We start from the raw sequence: 21,945 nt of genomic DNA on the forward strand, positions 1-21,945 counted from the left end.
TTAAGGTGGAATGCTGCGAGAAGTGATACCATCAACCATTTTGCGTCAAGGACGGGTTAGGAGAAGGGAGACGCTTGGCATTGACTGAAACTTTGCGGGTGCTTGTTATTGGATCGGGCGCCAGAGAACACGCTTTAATCTGGAAGCTGGCGCAAAGCAATCTACAGCCGGAGCTATATGTAGCCCCGGGCAACCCGGGGATGGAAAAGTTAGCCACGCGAGTTCCTCTCCATGAGGAAGATGTGGCAGGTATCGTTCGTTTTGCCCAGGAGAAGTCTATCCGCTTGGTGGTGATTGGCCCGGAAGCTCCTCTCGCCCTCGGATTAGCGGATGAATTAGAAGCTGCGGGAATATTGGCGTTTGGTCCCAAAAGGGCGGCAGCTCGTCTGGAGTGGTCGAAGGCGTATGCCAAAGAAATGATGCAGCGAGCTCATGTACCCACAGCGGCATCAGCCACTTTTTCTGATTTGCAGTCCGCTCTTGATTATCTGGACAAGGCTGGAAAAGCTATGGTGGTAAAAGCGGATGGGCTGGCCAAAGGGAAAGGCGTCATTGTGGCCGAAAGCCTGGCGGAGACACGTGCGGCTGTTGAGCAAATCATGAATAGTGAAGCGGGAGCCCGTGTGGTATTAGAAGAGAGAATGACAGGTCGAGAAGTTTCGCTGATGTATTTTGTCGATGAACATTTCGTGCAGCCCATGTTACCTGCGCGTGATCATAAGCGTATTGGAGAAGGGGACACAGGCCCTAATACGGGAGGCATGGGTGTTTTTGCGCCTGTACCTAGTTTTACACCGACTGATGTGGAAGAAGTCACGAGGCGCATTGTTCAACCTATTTTGTCTGAATTGAAAAAAGACGGAATCGTATACTGCGGTGTATTGTATGTTGGTTTAATGGTCACAGCGAATGGGCCGAAGGTTGTAGAATTCAACGCGAGATTTGGTGATCCTGAAACGGAGGCAATTCTGCCCCTGCTAGAGACAGATCTTTTAGAAGTTTGTCTAGCCACAGCAAGACATCGTCTATCGGATGTGCAAGTGAGTTGGCGCTCTGAAGCTGCGGTAACTGTCATTCTGGCGGCAGAAGGTTATCCGGGTACGCCGCGCAAAGGGGATACCATTGTCCTGCCGCCTATAGAGGATTGGCCCAAACAAACTGTGATTTTTCAAGCCGGCACAGATCTTTCATCTACTGGAGAGCTTGTGAGTGCGGGTGGGCGAGTGTTGGCAGTTACCGCGACAGGAGCAGATGCACAAGCGGCAGCAGAACGAGCCTATGCATTGGCGAATGCGGTAGAAATGAAGGGAAAATATTTGCGTCGTGATTTGTTGCACGATCTCGATGCATAAGCCATTTGCATCTATTTTGAATAGAACGCGACATGTCGATGAGTAGATTCATTGGCATGTCGTTTTTTATTTTTTTGCAGATGGAGGAATCTTACTAAATTTCATTTATTTTAAGGCATGAATGTGTGGGGAGAGTACAAGATAGGTCAAAATAACGATGGCAAGGTGATCTGAATGCAAATTTTCGTTCCCGACAGAGCTTATGTTGAACCCGGAGCGCTTCAATATCCAATGGGCAAAGAAATATTAGAAAAGCTTCATGCCATGGGTGTGGAAATACTAGAAACAACCTCACATAACCAAATCCGAGGTTTGCCAGGCGATACAGAGTTACAAAAATACAGAAACGCCAAACGAACATTGGTCGTTGGGGTACGGAAAACATTAAAATTTGATACATCCAAACCTTCTGCAGAGTATGCAATTCCCATCGCAACAGGGTGCATAGGACACTGCCATTACTGTTATTTGCAGACGACGTTAGGCGCCAAGCCCTATATTCGCGTTTATGTGAATATAGAAGAAATTCTTCAACAGGCACAAATGTATATCCATCAACGCCAGCCTGAGATTACCCGTTTTGAAGCTGCGTGTACGTCCGATCCGCTGAGTATTGAACATTTGACAGGCAGTTTGCGACGGTTAATTGAATTTATGGGTAATCAGCCGTATGGGAGATTGCGATTTGTGACGAAATATCATTGGGTCGATAGTTTACTTGATGCGAAGCATGGAGGTCATACGCGTTTTCGATTTTCCGTCAATGCGCCCTACATGGTAAAACAATTTGAGGCGAACACGTCTCCGCTTTCAAAACGCATTGAAGCGGCATGTAAAGTGGTACGGGCGGGGTACCCATTAGGATTTATTATTGCCCCTGTCTATCTGTTTGACGGTTGGCAGGACGAATACACAGCGCTATTGGAGGAGCTTTCTAGAGCTATACCCAGCTCTTATCACGCGCAAATCACTTTTGAAATCATTCAGCATCGATTCACAAAACCGGCAAAACGAGTGATTGAAAAACATTATCCAAAGACTAAACTCCATATGGAGGAAACGGATCGGCAATATAAATGGGGGAGATACGGTATAGGGAAATATGTGTATCGTGATGAACAACAACAGCAAATCCGTGCGCTCTTTGAAGAAAAAATTGCCAATCTTTTTTCCGGATCGAACATTGAATACTTCACTTAAACGCAAGCGTTGTTGACTGCCAAAAAAATAGACACTTAAGAAAGTGTCCTCAAGGGATGATACTGGTTACAGGATTCCTTCCAATTGGGATGGTCTTAGATTATCATACAATTGAAGAAATGAACCTTACAGTTTGTTAAGGTTATCCCCTAATAAATTCAATTTAACCTTGAAATTATCTTCCGTCACGATTCATGTTTGGGATATAGTTGGGCGGTTCGGTACGTAAAAGATAGCCGTAGCCCCGTACCGTTAAAAGGTGGTCTGGTCGTGTTGGGTCAATCTCTAAAATTCGCTTAATACGGCTGATATAGACGTACAATTCGTCACGACTCACCCAAGTTTGGCCCCATACATATTCAATCAACGATTCGGTTGAGACGGGAGTATTGAGGTGCTGAGCTAAGAAGTGAAGCAGACGAAACTGCAGACGCGATAGATTGCGGACCATTCCATCACGTACCACAGCTTCCTGGCGCAAGTCCAAATAGACATTGGGGCCTAAATGAATTTTCCAGGGCTGCTCCACGATTGAATTGACACCCCTTTGCACCCACATCATCAAGCTTTCTCTATATCACATAGACTAGCATGACCTTGCGTCAGTTGTAATGGAATTTTGTGAAACAATAGGGTTATTTTGTGACGCAGTTTCATGTATCTTTAGAGTTAAATAATCAGGAGGGTGGTTTTTACATGCTCGACTTTCTTAAACAGCCATCGCTTAATCCGTTTGATGGTTACGCATATATGCGTGAACACCATCCAATTTATGAAGACGAACAGGGAGTTTGGCATGTGTTTTGCTACGAAGATGTAAAAGAAGTACTTTCTAATTACGCAATCTTTTCTTCAAAACGATCAGGAGATATAGAAGCATACGATCCGATTTCGGCCAGTTTAATCAGTCAAGATCCTCCTCGTCATCGATTACTTCGCTCACTTGTATCTCAAGCCTTTACGCCGAAAGCTATTGCAGCCCTTCAGCCTCGCATTCAAGAAATTACAAAAGAATTATTTCATCATCTTCATGAATCAGCTAGCCCCGACTTTGTAAAACAATTCAGCTATCCTCTTCCTGTGATTGTCATTGCCGAATTACTCGGTGTCCCATCTTCCGATCAAGAGCGTTTTAAAGAGTGGTCGGACGCCATTGTTACTGGCTCGCATGCTTTGGAAAACGGAGAAGAGATAACTTATGACAATGCTCAGCAGGAAATGATTGAGTATTTTTCGCAAATTATATCGAGCCGAAAAAAATCACCCAAGGACGATTTAATCAGCAGACTGCTGGAAGCACAGATAGATGGCGAAGCACTGTCGCATATGGACATATTAGGATTTTGTATTCTGCTTCTAGTGGCGGGTAATGAGACAACCACCAATCTATTGTCCAATGCCATTTATACATTTCACAATTACCCTGATGTCTGGCATCAACTGAAAGCGAATCCGGAGTTAATGGATCAGGCTGTTGAGGAAACTTTACGTTACCGTTCACCGGTGCAAAATATGTCTCGATTGACCATCAGTGAAACGGTATTATCGGGAAGAATATTGCCGCCAGGAAAATTCGTGGTAGCCTGGATAGGATCCGCGAATCGGGACGATCGCGTTTTTCCTCAAGCCAATGAATTTATTCTTACAAGAACTAATTTGCGCCATGTAGCTTTTGGACATGGAATCCATTTTTGCCTGGGTGCACCTTTGGCCCGATTGGAAGCTAGTATTGCGCTGCGCTATATGTTAGACGTGGATTTTCAGTTTGTGGTCGACGAAAAGCGTTCTGAACTGATTAACTCTAACTTTGTTTATGGTTTTTCCCGCATGCCATTGGAGCAATGCACAAGTTCTTTGTAAACCGATATATTAGATGGAAAAAAATACATGATTATTTTTTTGAAAAAGGGGTTGCAAAAAAGTTCGGAGGGAGGTAAGATAGTCGCTGTCGCTGCAAGAGGGGACGCGAAAGAGAGCCTTGGCAGTGAGAGAACCTTGAAAACTAAACACGCACAAGAATCACCAAACGCCAGAGAAGAAGTGCCCGAGCTCGAGAGAGCGAGGGAGAAGGAATAAGACATTGAGAGTTTGATCCTGGCTCAGGACGAACGCTGGCGGCGTGCCTAATACATGCAAGTCGAGCGGGTATCGAAAGATACCAGCGGCGGACGGGTGAGGAACACGTGGGGAATCTGCCTAACAGACCGGAATAACGCCTGGAAACGGGTGCTAAGGCCGGATAGGCGCATGGGGCGCATGCCTGATGCGGGAAAGGATGCTACGGCATCGCTGAGAGAGGACCCCGCGGCGCATTAGCTAGTTGGTAGGGTAAAGGCCTACCAAGGCGACGATGCGTAGCCGACCTGAGAGGGTGACCGGCCACACTGGGACTGAGACACGGCCCAGACTCCTACGGGAGGCAGCAGTAGGGAATCTTCCGCAATGGGCGCAAGCCTGACGGAGCAACGCCGCGTGAGCGAGGAAGGCCTTCGGGTTGTAAAGCTCAGTCAAGGGGGAAGAGCGGCAAGGAGAGGGAATGCTCTTTGCGAGACGGTACCCCGAGAGGAAGCCCCGGCAAACTACGTGCCAGCAGCCGCGGTAATACGTAGGGGGCAAGCGTTGTCCGGAATCACTGGGCGTAAAGGGTGCGTAGGCGGTTCTGCAAGTCTGGGGTGAAAGGCCAGGGCTCAACCTTGGGAATGCCTTGGAAACTGTAGGACTTGAGTACTGGAGAGGCAAGGGGAATTCCACGTGTAGCGGTGAAATGCGTAGAGATGTGGAGGAATACCAGTGGCGAAGGCGCCTTGCTGGACAGTGACTGACGCTGAGGCACGAAAGCGTGGGGAGCAAACAGGATTAGATACCCTGGTAGTCCACGCCGTAAACGATGAGTGCTAGGTGTTGGGGGTACCACCCTCAGTGCCGAAGGAAACCCAATAAGCACTCCGCCTGGGGAGTACGGTCGCAAGACTGAAACTCAAAGGAATTGACGGGGGCCCGCACAAGCAGTGGAGCATGTGGTTTAATTCGAAGCAACGCGAAGAACCTTACCAGGGCTTGACATCCCTCTGACGATACCAGAGATGGTAGGTCCCTTCGGGGCAGAGGAGACAGGTGGTGCATGGTTGTCGTCAGCTCGTGTCGTGAGATGTTGGGTTAAGTCCCGCAACGAGCGCAACCCTTGACCTGTGTTACCAGCACGTAGAGGTGGGGACTCACAGGTGACTGCCGGCGCAAGTCGGAGGAAGGCGGGGATGACGTCAAATCATCATGCCCCTGATGTCCTGGGCGACACACGTGCTACAATGGGCGGCACAACGGGAAGCGAGAGAGCGATCTGGAGCGAACCCCTGAAAACCGCTCGTAGTTCGGATTGCAGGCTGCAACTCGCCTGCATGAAGCCGGAATTGCTAGTAATCGCGGATCAGCATGCCGCGGTGAATCCGTTCCCGGGCCTTGTACACACCGCCCGTCACACCACGAGAGTTGGCAACACCCGAAGTCGGTGGGGTAACCCGAAAGGGAGCCAGCCGCCGAAGGTGGGGTCGATGATTGGGGTGAAGTCGTAACAAGGTAGCCGTATCGGAAGGTGCGGCTGGATCACCTCCTTTCTAGGGAAGAGAGAGGGGTTTGGTGGAGAGGCGTGCGTGTTTAGTTTTGAGGGTTCTCGGGAGAGAACTTAGCGAAAGCTACTTATGCCTTGAGAGAGGGATAAGCTCGAAGGACCTTGAGAACTGAATCAGCAAGAGGGAAGAAAGGTGAAGGTAGAAAGGGCGCACGGAGGATGCCTAGGTGCCAGGAGCCGAAGAAGGACGGGGCGAACACCGAAATGCCTTGGGGAGCTGTACGCGAGCGAAGATCCAGGGATGTCCGAATGGGGGAACCCACCGGTCGTGATGGGCCGGTACCGCTATCTGAATGTATAGGATAGACGGAGGGAACCTGGGGAACTGAAACATCTCAGTACCTGGAGGAGAAGAAAACAAGAGTGATTCCGCAAGTAGTGGCGAGCGAACGCGGAAGAGCCTAAACCATGATGGTGGAGAAGGGGACCCCGTTGCCATCATGGGGTAGAGGGGATGCGCAGCCAGGCAGGGTCTTGCCTGGGCCGAAGGAGACAAGGGAGCCAAACGACATGGGAAGGTCGGCCAGAGCGGGTGAGAGCCCCGTAGGCGAAGCTTGTCGAGGGAGGTAGCGCAGGCCCCAAGTACCGCGGGACACGAGGAACCCCGTGGGAATCAGGGAGGACCACCTCCTAAGGCTAAATACTCCCTGGCAACCGATAGCGGAGAGTACCGTGAGGGAAAGGTGAAAAGAACCGCGGGAGCGGAGTGAAAGAGAACCTGAAACCGTGTGCTTACAAGCAGTCGGAGTCCGAAAGGATGACGGCGTGCCTTTTGTAGAATGAACCGGCGAGTGATGGTGATGAGCGAGGTTAAGGCAGGGAAGCCGGAGCCGAAGCGAAAGCGAGTCTGAAGAGGGCGAGAAGTTGATTGCCATCGACCCGAAACCGGGTGAGCTACCCCTGGTCAGGGTGAAGTGCGGGTAACACCGCATGGAGGCCCGAACCCACCGGCGTTGAAAAGCCGGGGGATGAACTGGGGGTAGGGGAGAAATTCCAATCGAACCCGGAGATAGCTGGTTCTCCCCGAAATAGCTTTAGGGCTAGCGTCACGGATGAGGGACGGAGGTAGAGCACCGATGGGGTGCGGGGCCCGACCAGGGTTACCAAGCTCCGTCGAACTCCGAATGCCGTTTCATTGAACCGTGGCAGTCAGACTGCGAGTGCTAAGATCCGTAGTCAAGAGGGAAACAGCCCAGACCAACAGCTAAGGTCCCCAAGGGTGGTTAAGTGGGAAACGATGTGGCGGTGCATAGACAACCAGGATGTTGGCTTAGAAGCAGCCATCATTGAAAGAGTGCGTAATAGCTCACTGGTCGAGTGACGCTGCGCGGAAAATGTAACGGGGCTAAACCACACACCGAAGCTATGGCTGTGGGAAGACCACAGGGTAGGGGAGCGTTCCATAAGCGGAGAAGCCTTCTTGAGAGGGAAGGTGGAGGTTATGGAAGTGAGAATGCCGGTATGAGTAGCGAAAAGAGGGGTGAGAATCCCCTCCGCCGAAAGCCCAAGGTTTCCTGGGGAAGGATCGTCCACCCAGGGTTAGTCGGGACCTAAGGCGAGGCCGAGAGGCGTAGTCGAAGGAGAACGGGTTGAGAATCCCGTACCAGATGGATTTGCATGACTGAAGGGGTGACGCAGGAGGCTAGAGCGAGCGGCCGGATGGAAGAGGCCGTCCAATCCGCAAGGGGGTCGCGCAGGGAAAACCGCGCGGCGAGAACTCTGAGCGGTGATGGGGAGGGAAGAAGAGTACCGAAGCGCTCGAGGTCACACTGCCAAGAAAAGCCTCTAGGGAGAATGCATCTGCCCGTACCGGAAACCGACACAGGTGGGCGCGTGGAGAACACGGAGGCGCGCGGGAGCACTCTCGTTAAGGAACTCGGCAAAATGGCCCCGTAACTTCGGGAGAAGGGGCGCTCTGAAGAAGAGCCGCAGTGAAAAGGCCCAAGCGACTGTTTAGCAAAAACACAGGTCTCTGCGAAGCCGAAAGGCGAAGTATAGGGGCTGACGCCTGCCCGGTGCTGGAAGGTTAAGAGGAGGGGTGAGGGCGAGAGCCCGAAGCTCTGAATTGAAGCCCCAGTAAACGGCGGCCGTAACTATAACGGTCCTAAGGTAGCGAAATTCCTTGTCAGGTAAGTTCTGACCCGCACGAAAGGCGTAACGACTTGGGCGCTGTCTCAACGAGAGACCCGGTGAAATTGTAATACCTGTGAAGATGCAGGTTACCCGCGGCTAGACGGAAAGACCCCGTGGAGCTTGACTGTAGCTTGATATGGGAGACGGGCATGTCATGTACAGGATAGGTGGGAGACACAGAAGCATGGGCGCCAGCCTGTGTGGAGTCGATGTTGGGATACCACCCTTGAGATGCTAGTCTTCTAACCTGGCACCCTGAATCGGGTGTGGGGACAGTGTCAGGCGGACAGTTTGACTGGGCGGTCGCCTCCTAAAAGGTAACGGAGGCGCCCAAAGGTTCCCTCAGCGCGGATGGAAACCGCGCGGGGCGTGTAAAGGCACAAGGGAGCTTGACTGCGAGACGGACAGGTCGAGCAGGGACGAAAGTCGGGCTTAGTGACCCGGTGGCACTGCGTGGAAGGGCCATCGCTCAACGGATAAAAGCTACCCCGGGGATAACAGGCTGATCTCCCCCAAGAGTCCACATCGACGGGGAGGTTTGGCACCTCGATGTCGGCTCATCGCATCCTGGGGCTGAAGTCGGTCCCAAGGGTTGGGCTGTTCGCCCATGAAAGCGGTACGCGAGCTGGGTTCAGAACGTCGTGAGACAGTTCGGTCCCTATCTGCCGTGGGCGGAGGATACGTGAGAGGGTTCGTCCTTAGTACGAGAGGACCGGGATGAACCGACCGCTGGTGGACCAGTTGTTCTGCCAAGGGCACAGCTGGGTAGCCAAGTCGGGGAGGGATAAGCGCTGAAAGCATCTAAGCGCGAAGCCTGCCTCAAGATAACGTATCCCATTCCGTCAAGGAAGGAAGACCCCTTATAGACGATAAGGTAGATCGGTCCGGCGTGGAAGCGTCGTGAGGCGTGGAGCGGACGGATACGAATCGGTCGAGGCCTTCACCAAGGAAAATCCCTCTTGCTGAGACAGTTGGAAAGGAAAGAAGAGTCTGGTGACCATAGCGGAGGGGATACACGCGTACCCATCCCGAACACGACCGTGAAGACCTCCAGCGCCGAGCATACTTGGGGTGAAGACCCCTGGGAACCTAGGTCGTTGCCAGGCAACAGGAGTACAGGTGGCTGTCAAGTGTGGAGTTTCCCTCCTTGGGGACTCTGCCTTACAGCCACTTTTTCTTTGCTTGGATGTAAGAACTAAATGTAAACAATAAAAAACCTCCTATTTTAGGATTGCCGTAATGGGGCATCTCGGTAGGAGGTTTTTTATATCACGATATTTAAATTTAGTCGCTGAGCAGTCCATTTAAAAAGAGATCAGCAAAAATCTGCGAAATTTGTTGAACCGTAAGAGAACCATCAGTTTGATACCAACGATATAGCCAATTGCAGGCTCCCAGTATGGCAAGTGCAGAAATTTTAGGGTGTTTCACAGAAAACTCGCCTTTTTGTTGCCCTTCTTGGAGTATGGACGTAACGAGATCAGTATATTTATCGGTTAATTCAATGATTGTACGGTGTTGAGTTTCTTCTAGCGCAAACGCGTCTCGCAAGAGTACAGTAATGGCTTCTCGGTTGACGGCGGAAATAGTGAGGTGATTTTCAATCATCTTTGCTAATTTTTTTTGAGGAGAAATATTTTCGTGGTTAATTTTTTCTAATGTTCGGTTGAACTCGCTGATGGCCTGATGAGCAATCTGCATCAATAGGTCTTCTTTGCTGTGAATATAGTGATATAAGCTGCCTTTTTGCAATCCTACGGCATCGGCAATATCTTGGACGGATGTAGCTCTGTAACCCTTTTGTTCAAACAACCTGACGGCTGCTTGGGCAATTTCAGTATGTTTGCTGGAGGACATCGACGAATTCAACCTTTCCTTATTCATTGAATACACCTAATCATGGAGTGTTCAATGTTCGAACTTTCTTTTCGACAAAGTTTGCATGTATCGAAAAGTTTACTGCCAATATGATTAACTTGCAATGATCTGCAATTCCTTCCACAGCTAAACATGTATGCGATTCAGTATAGCAAAAAACGGTATGGGGAATTCTAAAAGGTATTGGATTATATCTTTTTTAACCACCCTTGCATATCAAACTCGACGTGATATAATAAAGTCAAGGAAAGTCAAAGTCAAAAAGAGTTCCCATTACACGTTTACCAAACAGCATACGCGTTTCTTATTCAATGGCTTGTTCCCTTCTGATGTTGTTTGATGAACCGTTGCTAAGCAAACATCTTGCAACAGTGGGCAGGGAGGTCTGCATGGCTAGAAATATTACAGATATCATTGAAAGTCACTTAAAATCCATTATGAATCAAAGTTGCAATGGCGTTATTGAATTGCAACGCAGCGAGTTGGCCGATCTCTTTAAATGTGTTCCGTCGCAAATCAATTATGTCATCAGTACCCGATTTACACTTGAGAAAGGGTACATTGTGGAATCCAAGCGAGGTGGAGGAGGATATATTCGAATTCGCCAAATTGAATCTCTTGACGATCCGCTTATGCAGGTTTTACAAGATTGGCCGAGCGAGATAAGTCAAAGAGAAGCAGAAGATATGATTGAGCGCTTGGAAAGGGAACAAGTCATGACGGAGAGAGAGGCAAACTTGCTGCGTATGATGGTGAAAAGGGAAGTTCTGGCTGTCGATCTTCCCATACGCGACAGGCTTCGATCCAGATTGCTGAAATTTGTCTTGCAGGTTTTTTTGATGGAAAACGGCAATGAGGAAGAAAAGCGTCAAACGGATTAATGCTCTCAGTCTCACTCCGTTTAGGAGGGATATTCGTGCTATGTCAAAAATGTCATGAACGACAAGCGAATGTTCATGTCAATCAAATTATCAACGGAAAATTAAGTGCCCTACATCTTTGTGAACAATGCGCAAAAGAGAGTGGCGATTTTTTGACCCAGTTTACAGGGGGACAAAATCCATTTGATTTTCATCAGTTGCTCAGTGGACTGCTGAATATGGAGTCACCGACAGGGGTGAGTTCACCAAGTGTTTCCACACAAGTGCAATGCCAAAACTGCGGTATGACATACGCCCAGTTTAGCAAAGTAGGACGATTTGGTTGTCCGGAATGCTATGACAACTTTGAACAGCGTCTGGAGCCGTTGCTCCGACGTATCCAAAGTAACACCATGCATACAGGAAAAGTTCCCAATAAATCGGGAGAGCGTGTGAAAATGCGCAAGACGCTGGAAACTTTGCGCAGAGAACTACAACAAGCAGTAGCTGCAGAACAGTTTGAACAAGCTGCGCAGTTGCGTGACAAAATTCGCGCTCTCGAATCGCAGATGGGAGAATGAACGCGGTCAATGCTCTTATGAAAGGCTGAAAAGACTGCGAAGCAAGGAGATGAAGCAGCATGTCACTCGGTGATTTTTTGCAAAGAGCAACCAGCCGCTGGATGAAAGAAGGCGGTCCGGAAGACGATATTATTTTAACGAGTCGTATCCGTGTGGCACGCAATTTGCAAGGGATGCCTTTTCCTATACTCCAGACAGACTCTCATGCGCATCAGGTGTTGGAGTCTATTCATACTGCTGTACAGCATCCTAGTATGCAAAAACTGGGTAACTTTGAGTGGATTAACTGCAAGGATCTAAGTGCCATTGATCGCCAAGTATTTGTAGAAAAACACCTCATCAGTCCAGATTTAGCTGAGTCGTACAAGCATGGAGCCGTCGTTCTACGTGAAGATGAAGTCATCTCCATAATGATTAATGAGGAAGATCATCTGCGGATTCAGGTAATTATGCCGGGATTCCGATTGCAAGACGCCTGGCAATTAGCAAGTTCCGTAGACGATGCGCTTGAACAAAATGTAATGTACGCGTTTCATGATCGATTTGGCTATTTAACCGCTTGTCCAACCAATGTAGGAACAGGCATACGGGCTTCGGTCATGATGCACTTGCCAGGTTTGGTTTTATCAGGGAATATTCAGCGATTGTTAAATGCCGTCTCGCATGTCGGGCTCGCGGTCAGAGGAATTTATGGCGAAGGAACCGAGTCCTACGGCAATCTATTTCAAGTTTCCAATCAAATTACATTAGGCGAGACGGAAGAAGAAATCATTGGAAACTTGTCAAGTGTTGTACAACAACTGATTGATCATGAGCGTGCAGCTCGCAAAATGCTGCTTCAGCAAAACCGGGAAGCTCTTGAAGATCGTATTTGTCGGTCTTTTGGAATTCTCGCCTATGCGCGCAGAATGGATTCCAAAGAGACGCTGGAACGTCTGTCGGACGTTCGGTTAGGTATCGATCTCGGTATTTTGAAAGGAGTGTCGGCGGGCATTTTAAAGGAATTGATGGTGATGACCCAGCCAGCCTTTTTACAAAAATATTTTCATGAAGATTTATCTCCCGGAGAACGGGATGTACGTCGCGCGGCGCTTATCCGCGAACGTTTGAGACTTGATGATTCGGAGGTGCGTTAACTATGTATGCACGATTTACTGAACGAGCTCAAAAAGTATTGGCACTTGCTCAAGAAGAGGCAACCCGTCTTCACCATCCTGGTGTAGGGACGGAACATATTTTGCTAGGATTGGTGCGCGAAGGTGAAGGTATAGCAGCCAAAGCTTTAGCTGCGCTTGGAGTCAGTACGGAGAAAGTGCAGACAGAAGTTGAAAAAATGATTGGCCAAGGTCAAGGGGCAATTTCTGGACTTACCTATACACCGCGAGCCAAAAAAGTCATTGAACTCTCTATTGATGAAGCTCGCAAATTGAATCATAGCTTTGTTGGGACAGAGCATCTTTTACTCGGACTGATCCGAGAAGGAGAAGGTGTGGCTGCTAGAGTTTTAAACAATATGGGTGTTGGCCTGAACAAGGCTCGCCAACAGGTACTGCAATTGCTCGGTGGGGATGCAGCAGATTTGAGTTCGGAAAAAGAAAATTCTGCTGGAACTCCGACCCTGGACAATTTAGCACGCGATTTGACGCAAATGGCAAGAGATGGGAAACTCGATCCGGTGATTGGCAGGGCTGAAGAAATTGAACGTGTGATTCAAGTTTTGTCGCGTCGAACCAAGAATAATCCAGTCCTCATTGGCGAACCAGGTGTGGGTAAAACTGCTATTGCAGAAGGCTTGGCACAGCGCATAGTGTTGGGGGATATTCCAGAGACACTGCGTAACAAGCGTGTCATGGTACTCGATATGGGGACTGTCGTAGCAGGAACCAAGTATCGCGGTGAGTTTGAAGATCGTTTGAAAAAGATTATGGAAGAGATTCGTCAGGCGGGTAATGTCATCCTTTTCATTGATGAATTGCATACATTGATTGGTGCAGGTGGCGCAGAAGGTGCGATTGACGCTTCCAATATTCTTAAACCGGCGTTAGCTCGCGGTGAATTGCAGTGCATTGGCGCGACAACATTGGATGAGTACCGGAAGCATATTGAAAAAGACGCAGCACTGGAACGCCGCTTTCAGCCCATCACTGTGGATCAGCCTACACCTGAGGAAGCCATTCAAATTTTACACGGACTACGTGACCGATACGAAGCCCATCATCGTGTGAAAATTACAGATGAGGCGTTAGAAGCAGCTGTACGACTGTCAGATCGATATATTACAGATAGATTCCTTCCAGATAAGGCGATTGACTTGATTGATGAAGCAGGTTCGCGTGTGCGCTTGCGTACGCATACGGCCCCACCGAATCTTAAGGAATTAGAGAAAAAATTAGAAAAAATACGCGGTGAAAAAGATGCTGCAGTGCAGGCTCAAGAGTTTGAAAAAGCTGCTGCATTGCGCGATCAGGAACAAAAGCTGAAACAAGAATTGGAGTCTCTGAAGAATGAATGGCAGAAAAACCAAGATCATCATGATGTCAAAGTGACGGCTGACGATATTGCGCACATTGTTGCTTCGTGGACGGGAATCCCGGTGAAACAGTTGGCACAAGAAGAATCGGATCGGCTGATGAATATGGAGAATGTTTTGCATAACCGTGTTGTTGGTCAAGAAGAAGCGGTGACAGCGGTTGCTCGTGCAATTCGTCGTGCGCGGGCTGGATTAAAAGATCCGAAGCGGCCGATTGGTTCATTTATCTTTCTTGGGCCGACCGGGGTTGGTAAGACAGAACTTGCACGGGCGCTTGCCGAGTCCATGTTTGGCGATGAGGACGCCATGATTCGAATTGACATGTCGGAATTCATGGAACGTCACTCGACGGCGCGTCTTGTCGGTGCACCTCCAGGTTATGTCGGATTTGACGAGGGTGGTCAACTGACGGAAAAAGTTCGGCGTAAACCTTATTCTGTGGTTTTACTTGACGAAATTGAAAAAGCACATCCTGAAGTTTTCAATATTTTGCTCCAAGTACTGGATGATGGTCGCTTGACTGACGGTAAAGGAAGGACAGTAGATTTTCGGAACACGGTGATCATCATGACTTCAAACGTTGGAGCCGAGTCAGTACGCAAAGGTGGCACACTTGGATTCAAGCCAGATCGAAGCAGTGAATATGAAGGTATGAAAAATAAAGTAATGGATGATTTGAAAAGGTCGTTCCGTCCAGAGTTTCTTAACCGGATCGACGAAATCATTGTCTTTCATCCACTTGATGAGAACCAGATTGGCCATATTGTGGATCTGATGGTTATTGACCTGCAGAAACGTCTACGCGAGCAAGATATAGAATTTACGCTAACAGACGAAGCTAAGGCGTTCCTGGCAAAAGAGGGATTTGATCCACAATACGGAGCTCGACCGTTAAAACGCGCTATCCAACGCCATATTGAAGATAAATTGTCTGAGGCGCTTTTGTCAGGCATGCTCAAGAAGGGACAACGCGTAAAAATTGGTGTGGGCCCGGATGGTTTGCAATTACAGCCAGCTGACGAAACCAGTTTAGTATAAGTTGAGTTCCATATGAAAAGTCCGGCAGGAAAACCTGTCGGATTATTTTGTGCGCCCGGCATGGGCGTTGTCTCTACGGTGAGAGTCCGGAATGGTGAAGGTAGCAGTAGCCATTAGCTTAAGCCAAGGGTGTCCACCGTGAGGTGGAATCTGAAGGAAGGCGGCGGCAAACCTCCGACCCGAGGTTCACGAACTCCAATCGAGGCTAGCGACAGTTGGGTGAGTCTGCAAAACAAGACAAAGCCCTTGCTACCGAAGGCTGTCGAGAGTAAATGGAGCGGGTAGATGGAGGGAAAGACAACGTTCTTACCCGGGGAGGTCTGTCCGGCACGCCAGCGATGCTGGTAAGCGTTTCTGAAAGGAAACGTTGAACGGACAGAAGTCAGCAGAGGTCATACTACCTGCAAGGGGACGCCCAAGCAGGGAAGGACTGAACATGATTGTGAGGGTTGTTCATGGCAAGTTCGAGAGAGAAGCAAAGACAGCCGAATATCCCACGAGGGAGCTATCCTCAGGAGGAAGTGGTGAATCCACGGGGGACTGAGGAAGCGCCGAGTTTCTCTCCGGCACGACCCAATGAACCAGTCCGCGAGGAAAGTTGTATTGACCTGATGGAACAGGTAGTAGAGCGGGAAAACCTACTCTCAGCGCTACGCCGTGTGGAGAAGAATAAGGGAGCTGCCGGTGTCGATGGAATGGAGATAAAATCCCTTCGTCCATTCCTGATGGAAAACTGGGGGCGTATCCGAAGCGAACTCCTTCATGGAACCTACCAACCATTGCCCGTACGTCGAGTCGAAATCCCGAAGCCAGACGGTGGCGGCAAAAGGATGTTGGGAATACCAGCGGTGCTAGATCGCCTGATCCAACAGGCACTTCTGCAAGTATTGACACCCATCTTTGACCCAGAATTCTCATGGTACAGTTATGGTTTCCGCCAGGGGCGCAATGCCCACCAAGCGGTCAATCAGGCACAGATGTACATTGCCCAAGGCTACCGCTATGTTGTGGACATGGACTTAGCTCAGTTCTTTGACCGGGTGAACCACGACATGCTTATGGCACGAGTGGCTCGCAAGGCAAGAGACAAGCGAGTTCTGAAACTGATTCGTGGATACCTAAACGCAGGTGTCATGGAACACGGCGTATGTGTCTCTACCGAAGAGGGCGTTCCACAAGGCGGTCCACTCAGTCCATTACTCGCCAACATTATGTTGGATGACTTGGACAAAGAACTGACGCGACGCGGACACCGCTTCGTCAGATATGCCGATGACTGCAACGTGTACGTGAAGAGTCGCCATGCAGGAGAAAGGGTCATGGAAAGTGTGCGCAGATTTGTGGAAGAGCGACTCAAGCTTAAAGTCAATGTGGATAAGAGTGCAGTAGACCGACCGTGGAAACGCAAGTTTCTTGGGTTCTCATTCACACCTAACAAAGTGCCGCGAATTCGAATAGCACCAAAGTCACTGAAGCGATTCAAGGACAAGGTCAGACAACTTACCTCGCGAAGTCGGGGACAGTGCATGGAACAAAGACTCGATTGGCTCAACGCATATCTAAGAGGGTGGGCAGGCTACTACCGCCACGCTCAGACCCGTAGTGTGTTCGAGGACTTAGACAAGTGGATACGTCACCGATTGAGAATGTGCTTCCTTAAGCAATGGAAGAAACCTAAGACAAAGCGACGAAACCTCGTCGTCCTTGGGATTCCCGAGGAATGGGCAGTCCTGATAAGCGGTTCACGCAAGGGCTACTGGAGACTCTCAAATACCCCACAAATGAATAAAGCCCTCGGTCTTGCCTATTGGCGTGACCGAGGACTGGTTAGCTTAGTTGAGCGATACGATGTGATTCGTTCCACAACATGAACCGCCGTATACCGAACGGTACGTACGGTGGTGTGAGAGGACGGGGGTTAGTCACCCCCTCCTACTCGATTTGAGACATACTTTGACAACCTTTTATCGACAATTTGTCTAGATACGTTATGATGAAGGATAGCAATAGGTAGGGTAACGGTTGGAGTGAGGTTGGTTGGTCAAAGTCAAAACAAAGTTTGTCTGTCGCGAATGTGGCACCGAGTCGGTCAAGTGGTTGGGGCGATGTCCGGGTTGCGGTGAATGGAACACATTCGATGAAGAGCGAATGTCGCTTCCAGATAAGCGTCGGCCGCAATTTGCAGCGGCAAACATTGGTGTTGTCCGGACATCGATTGTGGATATTGAAGGTCATACGGAAGAACGCTCATCCTGCGGACTGCGCGAATTGGATTTTGTACTCGGTGGAGGTATCGTACCAGGTTCGTTGCTGCTCTTCGGAGGAGATCCTGGTATAGGTAAATCAACGCTTCTTTTACAAATTGCCTATCATATCTCACAGCAGGGGAAGCGAGTGCTTTATGTATCTGGGGAAGAATCTGCGGCACAAATTAAGATGCGGGCTGAGCGGCTGGGAGCGTTGGCTCAAAGTCTCTATGTATTGGCTGAAACCGATCTCGATATCATTTTGCAGCAGGTAGAGGAGATGCGACCAGAGTTCATGATTGTGGACTCTATTCAGACAGTCTATCTACCTTCTCTATCATCAGCAGCTGGGAGCGTTTCACAAGTCAGGGAGTGTACAGGACTGCTCATGCGAGTAGCCAAACAAAATCGAATAGCAACTTGTATTGTTGGTCATGTCACTAAGGATGGAATGTTGGCAGGTCCGCGCGTGCTTGAACATATGGTTGACACGGTACTATACTTTGAGGGTGATCGGCATCATGATCAACGTGTCGTGCGTGCTGTCAAGAATCGTTTTGGTTCCACGAATGAACTGGCAGTATTTGAGATGCGGGAAAATGGTTTGCAAGAAGTCGTCAATCCGTCTGAGCTTTTTCTAGCAGAAAGGCCAACCAAGACGCCAGGCTCTGCCGTGGTTGTTGCATTGGAAGGTAGTCGTCCACTGATGCTGGAAATACAGGCGCTTGTTGCAACGTCCAGTTTTGGGACACCGCGTCGTTTGGCGACTGGTGCTGACGGATTGCGAATGAATATGTTACTTGCAGTGTTGGAAAGACGACTGGACATGCATTTACAGACATCGGATGCATATGTCAATATAGCTGGCGGTGTTCGGTGTGATGAACCCGCTTTGGATTTGGGAATGGCGATGGCTTTGGTTTCAAGTCACCGCAATCGTCCATTGCCTACAGGGGATGTTTTTTTAGGGGAAATTGGTCTGACGGGTGAAGTACGGCGGGTTTCCAAACTTGAACAGCGCATCAAGGAAGCGGAGCGGCTTGGATTTGAACGCTGCATAGTACCTCGTCAGAATGGACAGAGCGTATCACGCAGGCATGGAAGCATTGAAGTAGTAGGTGTTCAGTCGGTTGTAGATGCGTTGAATTTAGCCTTTTTGGGGTGAAAATATGCGGGAAGACGCAAAGCGCGAGGCCATGGTTACTAAAATTTTGCGCATGGTCGCGCCAGGGACAGTGCTTCGGGAAGGGATAGAAAACATCCTGCGTGCAAAAACGGGCGGTCTGATTGTGGTGGGTGCCTCCGATACCGTTCTGTCCATTATGGATGGAGGTTTTTCTATACAATGCGAACTCACGCCAGCCAGCCTTTACGAACTGGCTAAAATGGACGGCGCCATTATAGTCAGCGACGATTTGAAACGTGTGCTTTATGCTAACACGAATCTCAATCCAGATCATACGATTCAGACGTCGGAGACAGGCACGCGCCATCGTACAGCCGAGCGAGTCGCCAAGCAAACCAATCAATTGGTTGTCTGTATCTCGCAACGGCGCAATGTAATTACGCTTTATCACGGATCTTTCAAGTATAGCCTGAAAGATATTGGTGTCATTTTGACAAAGGCAAATCAGGCCATTCAGACACTTGAAAAATATAAAGCAGTGCTCGATCAGGCATTAACCAATCTCAGTGCTCTCGAATTCGAAGAATTGGTAACTTTGCATGAGGTGACCAATGTTTTACAACGTTTTGAAATGGTTTTAAGGGTGCGAGCAGAAATTCGCCGTTATATTACAGAGCTTGGCAGTGAGGGTCGCCTCATTTCCATGCAGCTAGATGAATTGGTTTCGCGGGTGGATGAAGAAGCATACTTGCTGGTTAAAGATTTTGCTGTTACAGATGCTGAAGTTACACCGCATCAAATTCTTTCAAAAGTTCACGATCTCGGCACAGAGGAACTGCATGATGATCTTACCTTATCTCGTCTCTTGGGATACAGTGCAAATGTAGATCTTGCCGACGAGATAGTTCCTTCGCGGGGATATCGCATACTGAATAAGATTTCCCGTTTGCCACAGCCTGTTATTGAGAATCTGGTCGAGTATTTTGAAACCTTGAGCAATGTTCTTGCGGCTTCGGTAGAGGAACTGGATGAAGTTGAAGGCATTGGCTCTGTTCGCGCACGCATGATTCAAGATGGATTAAAACGCATTCAGGAGCAAGTATTTATCGATCGCCACATATAAAAAATCTATGCGTAGAGACGCTTTTTTCATATGGGTTTGATGGACGTTTGACGGGGATAGAATTTGCTATTTGGAGAGAGGGTGTCAGCATGAGCAGGTGGGTTCCTAGTCTATTGACCCTGACCAACCTCTTTTTTGGACTGATTGCCATAGCTTTGTCCGAAAATGGGCGTGTGGGGGCTGCCTCTATCCTTATACTTTCGGGAATGCTCATTGATGCGTTTGATGGTCGTGTTGCGCGTTTTCTAAAAGCGGAAAGCGAATTTGGTCGACAGTTGGATTCTTTGGCTGATGTTGTGACGTTTGGAGTTGCGCCCATGGCAGTACTCTATTCTCTATGTTTACGCAATCTTGGAATTTTTGGGGCGCTCGTCGGTTTAATTTTTCCTGCTTGCGGTATTTTGCGTTTGGCGCGCTTTCATGTAGAAAACGGTCCGCGACGATATTTTATTGGACTTCCAATTACAGCAGCCGGAGGCGTTTCTGCAGCATTGGCACTTTGTTACAACCTGCTTCCAGAGCCATCTGTCTTTCTTCCTGTTTGTGTCCTTTTGCTTTCCTTTTTAATGGTAAGCCATGTGCGCTATCCAAATTTTAAACGAATCTCTTTCCCTCAGTCTGCCTTGATTGGCATTCCTCTTTTGGCTTTGGGGGTTTACCTGGTTGTTCGCTATGGCCATTCGTTTGCCGGAAGCCTTGTTGTTCTGGCCTTTCTAATCTATCTTGTGTTTGGAGCAGCACGTGCTCTTCGCAAGCAACGTTTTGACAAAGAAGAGAGTTTAGACGAAAAATCACTGCCACCATCGAATGTAAAGCCGTAGGGGCGGATCAAAAAGTCGCAGTTGAACAGTAACCTTTGACGCTTATAGTTAGGCGTGATAGACTAAAATTGGTTGACCATAATATTCAAAATACTTTTCCATAGGCTCCAGCAAGCTCATGTAAAATACAGTGAGTTTTTATGGAGCTTATCATGTCTATATCCATAGTTTAATTTTACGGGTATGAAGATTAGAAGGGTAGGGTGTTTGACTATACTGATGGATAAGCTTGGTTAGCTGCAGGAGGTGACAGGAACGTGTTGAAAAAAGTCGTTCATCTGTTTTTTGCCATCATAGGTTTTGCTTTGGGCTATGCATTAATTCCGCACTTATTCCGCTCAATATTTCATATTGTGAAAAACCCGGTCCTGGACTCCCATCTTTTTGGAGCGGCACTGGGTGCGGCGATTTTTATTCTCGCTACCATGTGGCTGGTCAACTATGTAACAGCGCTCATTCGTTGGGTAGAAGAGCGACTGAAATTAACTCCTTTGGCCGATGTGCTGGGCGGTACGGTAGGTGTTGTTCTGGGGCTTTTGGTCGCCTATCTCTTTTCTGCAGAAATTCGAGTGATTCCGATTGTTGGAATACCTTTGCAATTCTTTTTCTCCTTGCTATTAGCTTACCTTGGTTTGCGAATTGGGTTTACGAAAAGAGAAGATTTTATCAATCTTTTTTCCGGCAGGCTTGGTAATCGAGATCGGGATAAAGAAAAAGAGAGAGACAAAGATGCGAAAGAACGTGCAAAGAATCAAGGCTTTCGCGTTGGAGAAGCGAAGTTGCTTGACACTTCTGTCATTATTGATGGCCGTATAGCTGATTTGGTGCAAACAGGGTTTTTGGATGGCGTGCTCGTGATACCGTCGTTTGTGCTCAATGAATTGCAGCATATTGCCGACTCCTCTGATGTCCTCAAGCGCAATCGAGGTCGACGGGGATTGGATGTGCTTAATCGAATTCAGAAAGAATTGAAAGTGAAAGTTCAGGTTATGGAAATCGATTTTGAAGATATTCCAGAGGTGGATAGTAAACTTGTCAAATTAGCTAAACAGTTGAACGGCAAGGTTGTTACAAATGATTTCAATCTCAACAAGGTGTGTGAATTGCAAGGTGTTGCTGTTTTAAATATTAATGATTTAGCCAATGCGCTTAAGCCTGTGGTGCTGCCTGGAGAGGAGATGTGCGTGCAGGTGATAAAAGACGGCAAGGAACAGAATCAAGGTGTTGCTTATCTGGATGACGGAACCATGATTGTGATTGAAGGCGGTCGCGATTATATTGGTGGGAAGCTGGACGTTTTGGTGACGAGTGTCCTGCAAACTTCGGCGGGTCGAATGATTTTTGCTAAACCCAAACTTTTGGAACGCGCGTTGTAATTCCGTTTTGCAATGGCTGGCCGCAGGAATCTGACAAAGGTTCCTGCGGCCATCTG

General features: G+C 48.6%; 14 protein-coding genes and 3 rRNA genes. 15 read left to right on the forward strand and 2 right to left on the reverse strand.

The annotated features are described in order from the left end of the window. Nucleotides 1-74: 74 nt before the first annotated feature. Together purD and splB are read left to right on the forward strand one after the other, a co-directional pair. Nucleotides 75-1,352: a phosphoribosylamine--glycine ligase gene (gene purD, locus FY534_RS01315; protein ID WP_238413607.1), complete on the forward strand. Its 1,278-nt coding sequence runs from the start codon at nucleotides 75-77 to the stop codon at nucleotides 1,350-1,352. 174 nt (nucleotides 1,353-1,526) lie between these two features. Continuing rightward, nucleotides 1,527-2,552, forward strand: coding sequence for a spore photoproduct lyase (gene splB / locus FY534_RS01320; protein ID WP_203114947.1), 1,026 nt, complete (start codon nucleotides 1,527-1,529; stop codon nucleotides 2,550-2,552). A 175-nt stretch (nucleotides 2,553-2,727) separates the two neighbouring features. Here splB and FY534_RS01325 read toward each other — a convergent pair whose 3' ends face one another. After that, nucleotides 2,728-3,081 (reverse strand): winged helix-turn-helix domain-containing protein, encoded by a 354-nt coding sequence (locus FY534_RS01325; protein ID WP_238413608.1) that lies wholly within the window; start codon nucleotides 3,079-3,081, stop codon nucleotides 2,728-2,730. Nucleotides 3,082-3,248: 167 nt separating this feature from the next. On the opposite strand from FY534_RS01325, the gene FY534_RS01330 reads away from it, so the two are divergent. The 4 genes from FY534_RS01330 (at nucleotide 3,249) to rrf (ending at nucleotide 9,416) form a co-directional block, all read left to right on the forward strand. Then, complete coding sequence (locus tag FY534_RS01330; protein WP_203114949.1) at nucleotides 3,249-4,412, forward strand: cytochrome P450; 1,164 nt, start codon at nucleotides 3,249-3,251, stop codon at nucleotides 4,410-4,412. Nucleotides 4,413-4,628: 216 nt separating this feature from the next. Beyond that, a 16S ribosomal RNA gene (locus FY534_RS01335) occupies nucleotides 4,629-6,163 on the forward strand. Between the two features lie 146 nt (nucleotides 6,164-6,309). Further along, a 23S ribosomal RNA gene (locus FY534_RS01340) occupies nucleotides 6,310-9,257 on the forward strand. Between the two features lie 42 nt (nucleotides 9,258-9,299). Further along, nucleotides 9,300-9,416, forward strand: a 5S ribosomal RNA gene (rrf, locus tag FY534_RS01345). Together the 16S, 23S and 5S rRNA genes form the textbook arrangement of a ribosomal RNA operon. 178 nt (nucleotides 9,417-9,594) lie before the next feature. On the opposite strand, the gene FY534_RS01350 is transcribed toward rrf, so the two are convergent. Next, on the reverse strand, nucleotides 9,595-10,167 hold the full coding sequence (locus tag FY534_RS01350; protein ID WP_203114950.1) for a TetR/AcrR family transcriptional regulator: 573 nt from the start codon (nucleotides 10,165-10,167) through the stop codon (nucleotides 9,595-9,597). A gap of 410 nt (nucleotides 10,168-10,577) precedes the next feature. Here FY534_RS01350 and FY534_RS01355 point away from each other — a divergent pair, with 410 nt between their 5' ends. The 9 genes from FY534_RS01355 (at nucleotide 10,578) to FY534_RS01395 (ending at nucleotide 21,889) form a co-directional block, all read left to right on the forward strand. Continuing rightward, complete coding sequence (locus FY534_RS01355; protein WP_203114951.1) at nucleotides 10,578-11,069, forward strand: CtsR family transcriptional regulator; 492 nt, start codon at nucleotides 10,578-10,580, stop codon at nucleotides 11,067-11,069. 35 nt (nucleotides 11,070-11,104) lie between these two features. After that, nucleotides 11,105-11,629 carry a UvrB/UvrC motif-containing protein gene (locus FY534_RS01360; protein WP_203114952.1) on the forward strand — a complete coding sequence of 175 codons (525 nt, stop codon included), beginning with the start codon at nucleotides 11,105-11,107 and terminating at the stop codon, nucleotides 11,627-11,629. Nucleotides 11,630-11,688: 59 nt separating this feature from the next. Then, nucleotides 11,689-12,765 carry a protein arginine kinase gene (locus FY534_RS01365; RefSeq protein WP_072874923.1) on the forward strand — a complete coding sequence of 359 codons (1,077 nt, stop codon included), beginning with the start codon at nucleotides 11,689-11,691 and terminating at the stop codon, nucleotides 12,763-12,765. Nucleotides 12,766-12,767: 2 nt separating this feature from the next. Next, nucleotides 12,768-15,197, forward strand: coding sequence for an ATP-dependent Clp protease ATP-binding subunit (locus FY534_RS01370; RefSeq protein WP_203114953.1), 2,430 nt, complete (start codon nucleotides 12,768-12,770; stop codon nucleotides 15,195-15,197). A gap of 455 nt (nucleotides 15,198-15,652) precedes the next feature. Continuing rightward, the gene (gene ltrA / locus FY534_RS01375; RefSeq protein WP_203114930.1) at nucleotides 15,653-17,068 is read left to right on the forward strand and encodes a group II intron reverse transcriptase/maturase; all 1,416 of its coding nucleotides are present in this window, start codon (nucleotides 15,653-15,655) and stop codon (nucleotides 17,066-17,068) included. Between the two features lie 166 nt (nucleotides 17,069-17,234). Next, on the forward strand, nucleotides 17,235-18,608 hold the full coding sequence (gene radA, locus FY534_RS01380) for a DNA repair protein RadA (RefSeq protein WP_203114954.1): 1,374 nt from the start codon (nucleotides 17,235-17,237) through the stop codon (nucleotides 18,606-18,608). A 4-nt stretch (nucleotides 18,609-18,612) separates the two neighbouring features. Continuing rightward, complete coding sequence (gene disA / locus FY534_RS01385; RefSeq protein ID WP_203114955.1) at nucleotides 18,613-19,692, forward strand: DNA integrity scanning diadenylate cyclase DisA; 1,080 nt, start codon at nucleotides 18,613-18,615, stop codon at nucleotides 19,690-19,692. Between the two features lie 89 nt (nucleotides 19,693-19,781). Beyond that, on the forward strand, nucleotides 19,782-20,513 hold the full coding sequence (pssA, locus tag FY534_RS01390; protein WP_203114956.1) for a CDP-diacylglycerol--serine O-phosphatidyltransferase: 732 nt from the start codon (nucleotides 19,782-19,784) through the stop codon (nucleotides 20,511-20,513). A gap of 257 nt (nucleotides 20,514-20,770) precedes the next feature. After that, entirely contained in the window at nucleotides 20,771-21,889 is a 1,119-nt protein-coding gene (locus FY534_RS01395; protein ID WP_203114957.1) for a PIN/TRAM domain-containing protein, read from the forward strand. The last annotated feature ends 56 nt before the right edge of the window (nucleotides 21,890-21,945 follow it).

The sequence above is a fragment of the Alicyclobacillus sp. TC genome (assembly GCF_016804365.1).
Classification (GTDB): Bacteria; Bacillota; Bacilli; order Alicyclobacillales; family Alicyclobacillaceae; genus Alicyclobacillus_I; species Alicyclobacillus_I tolerans.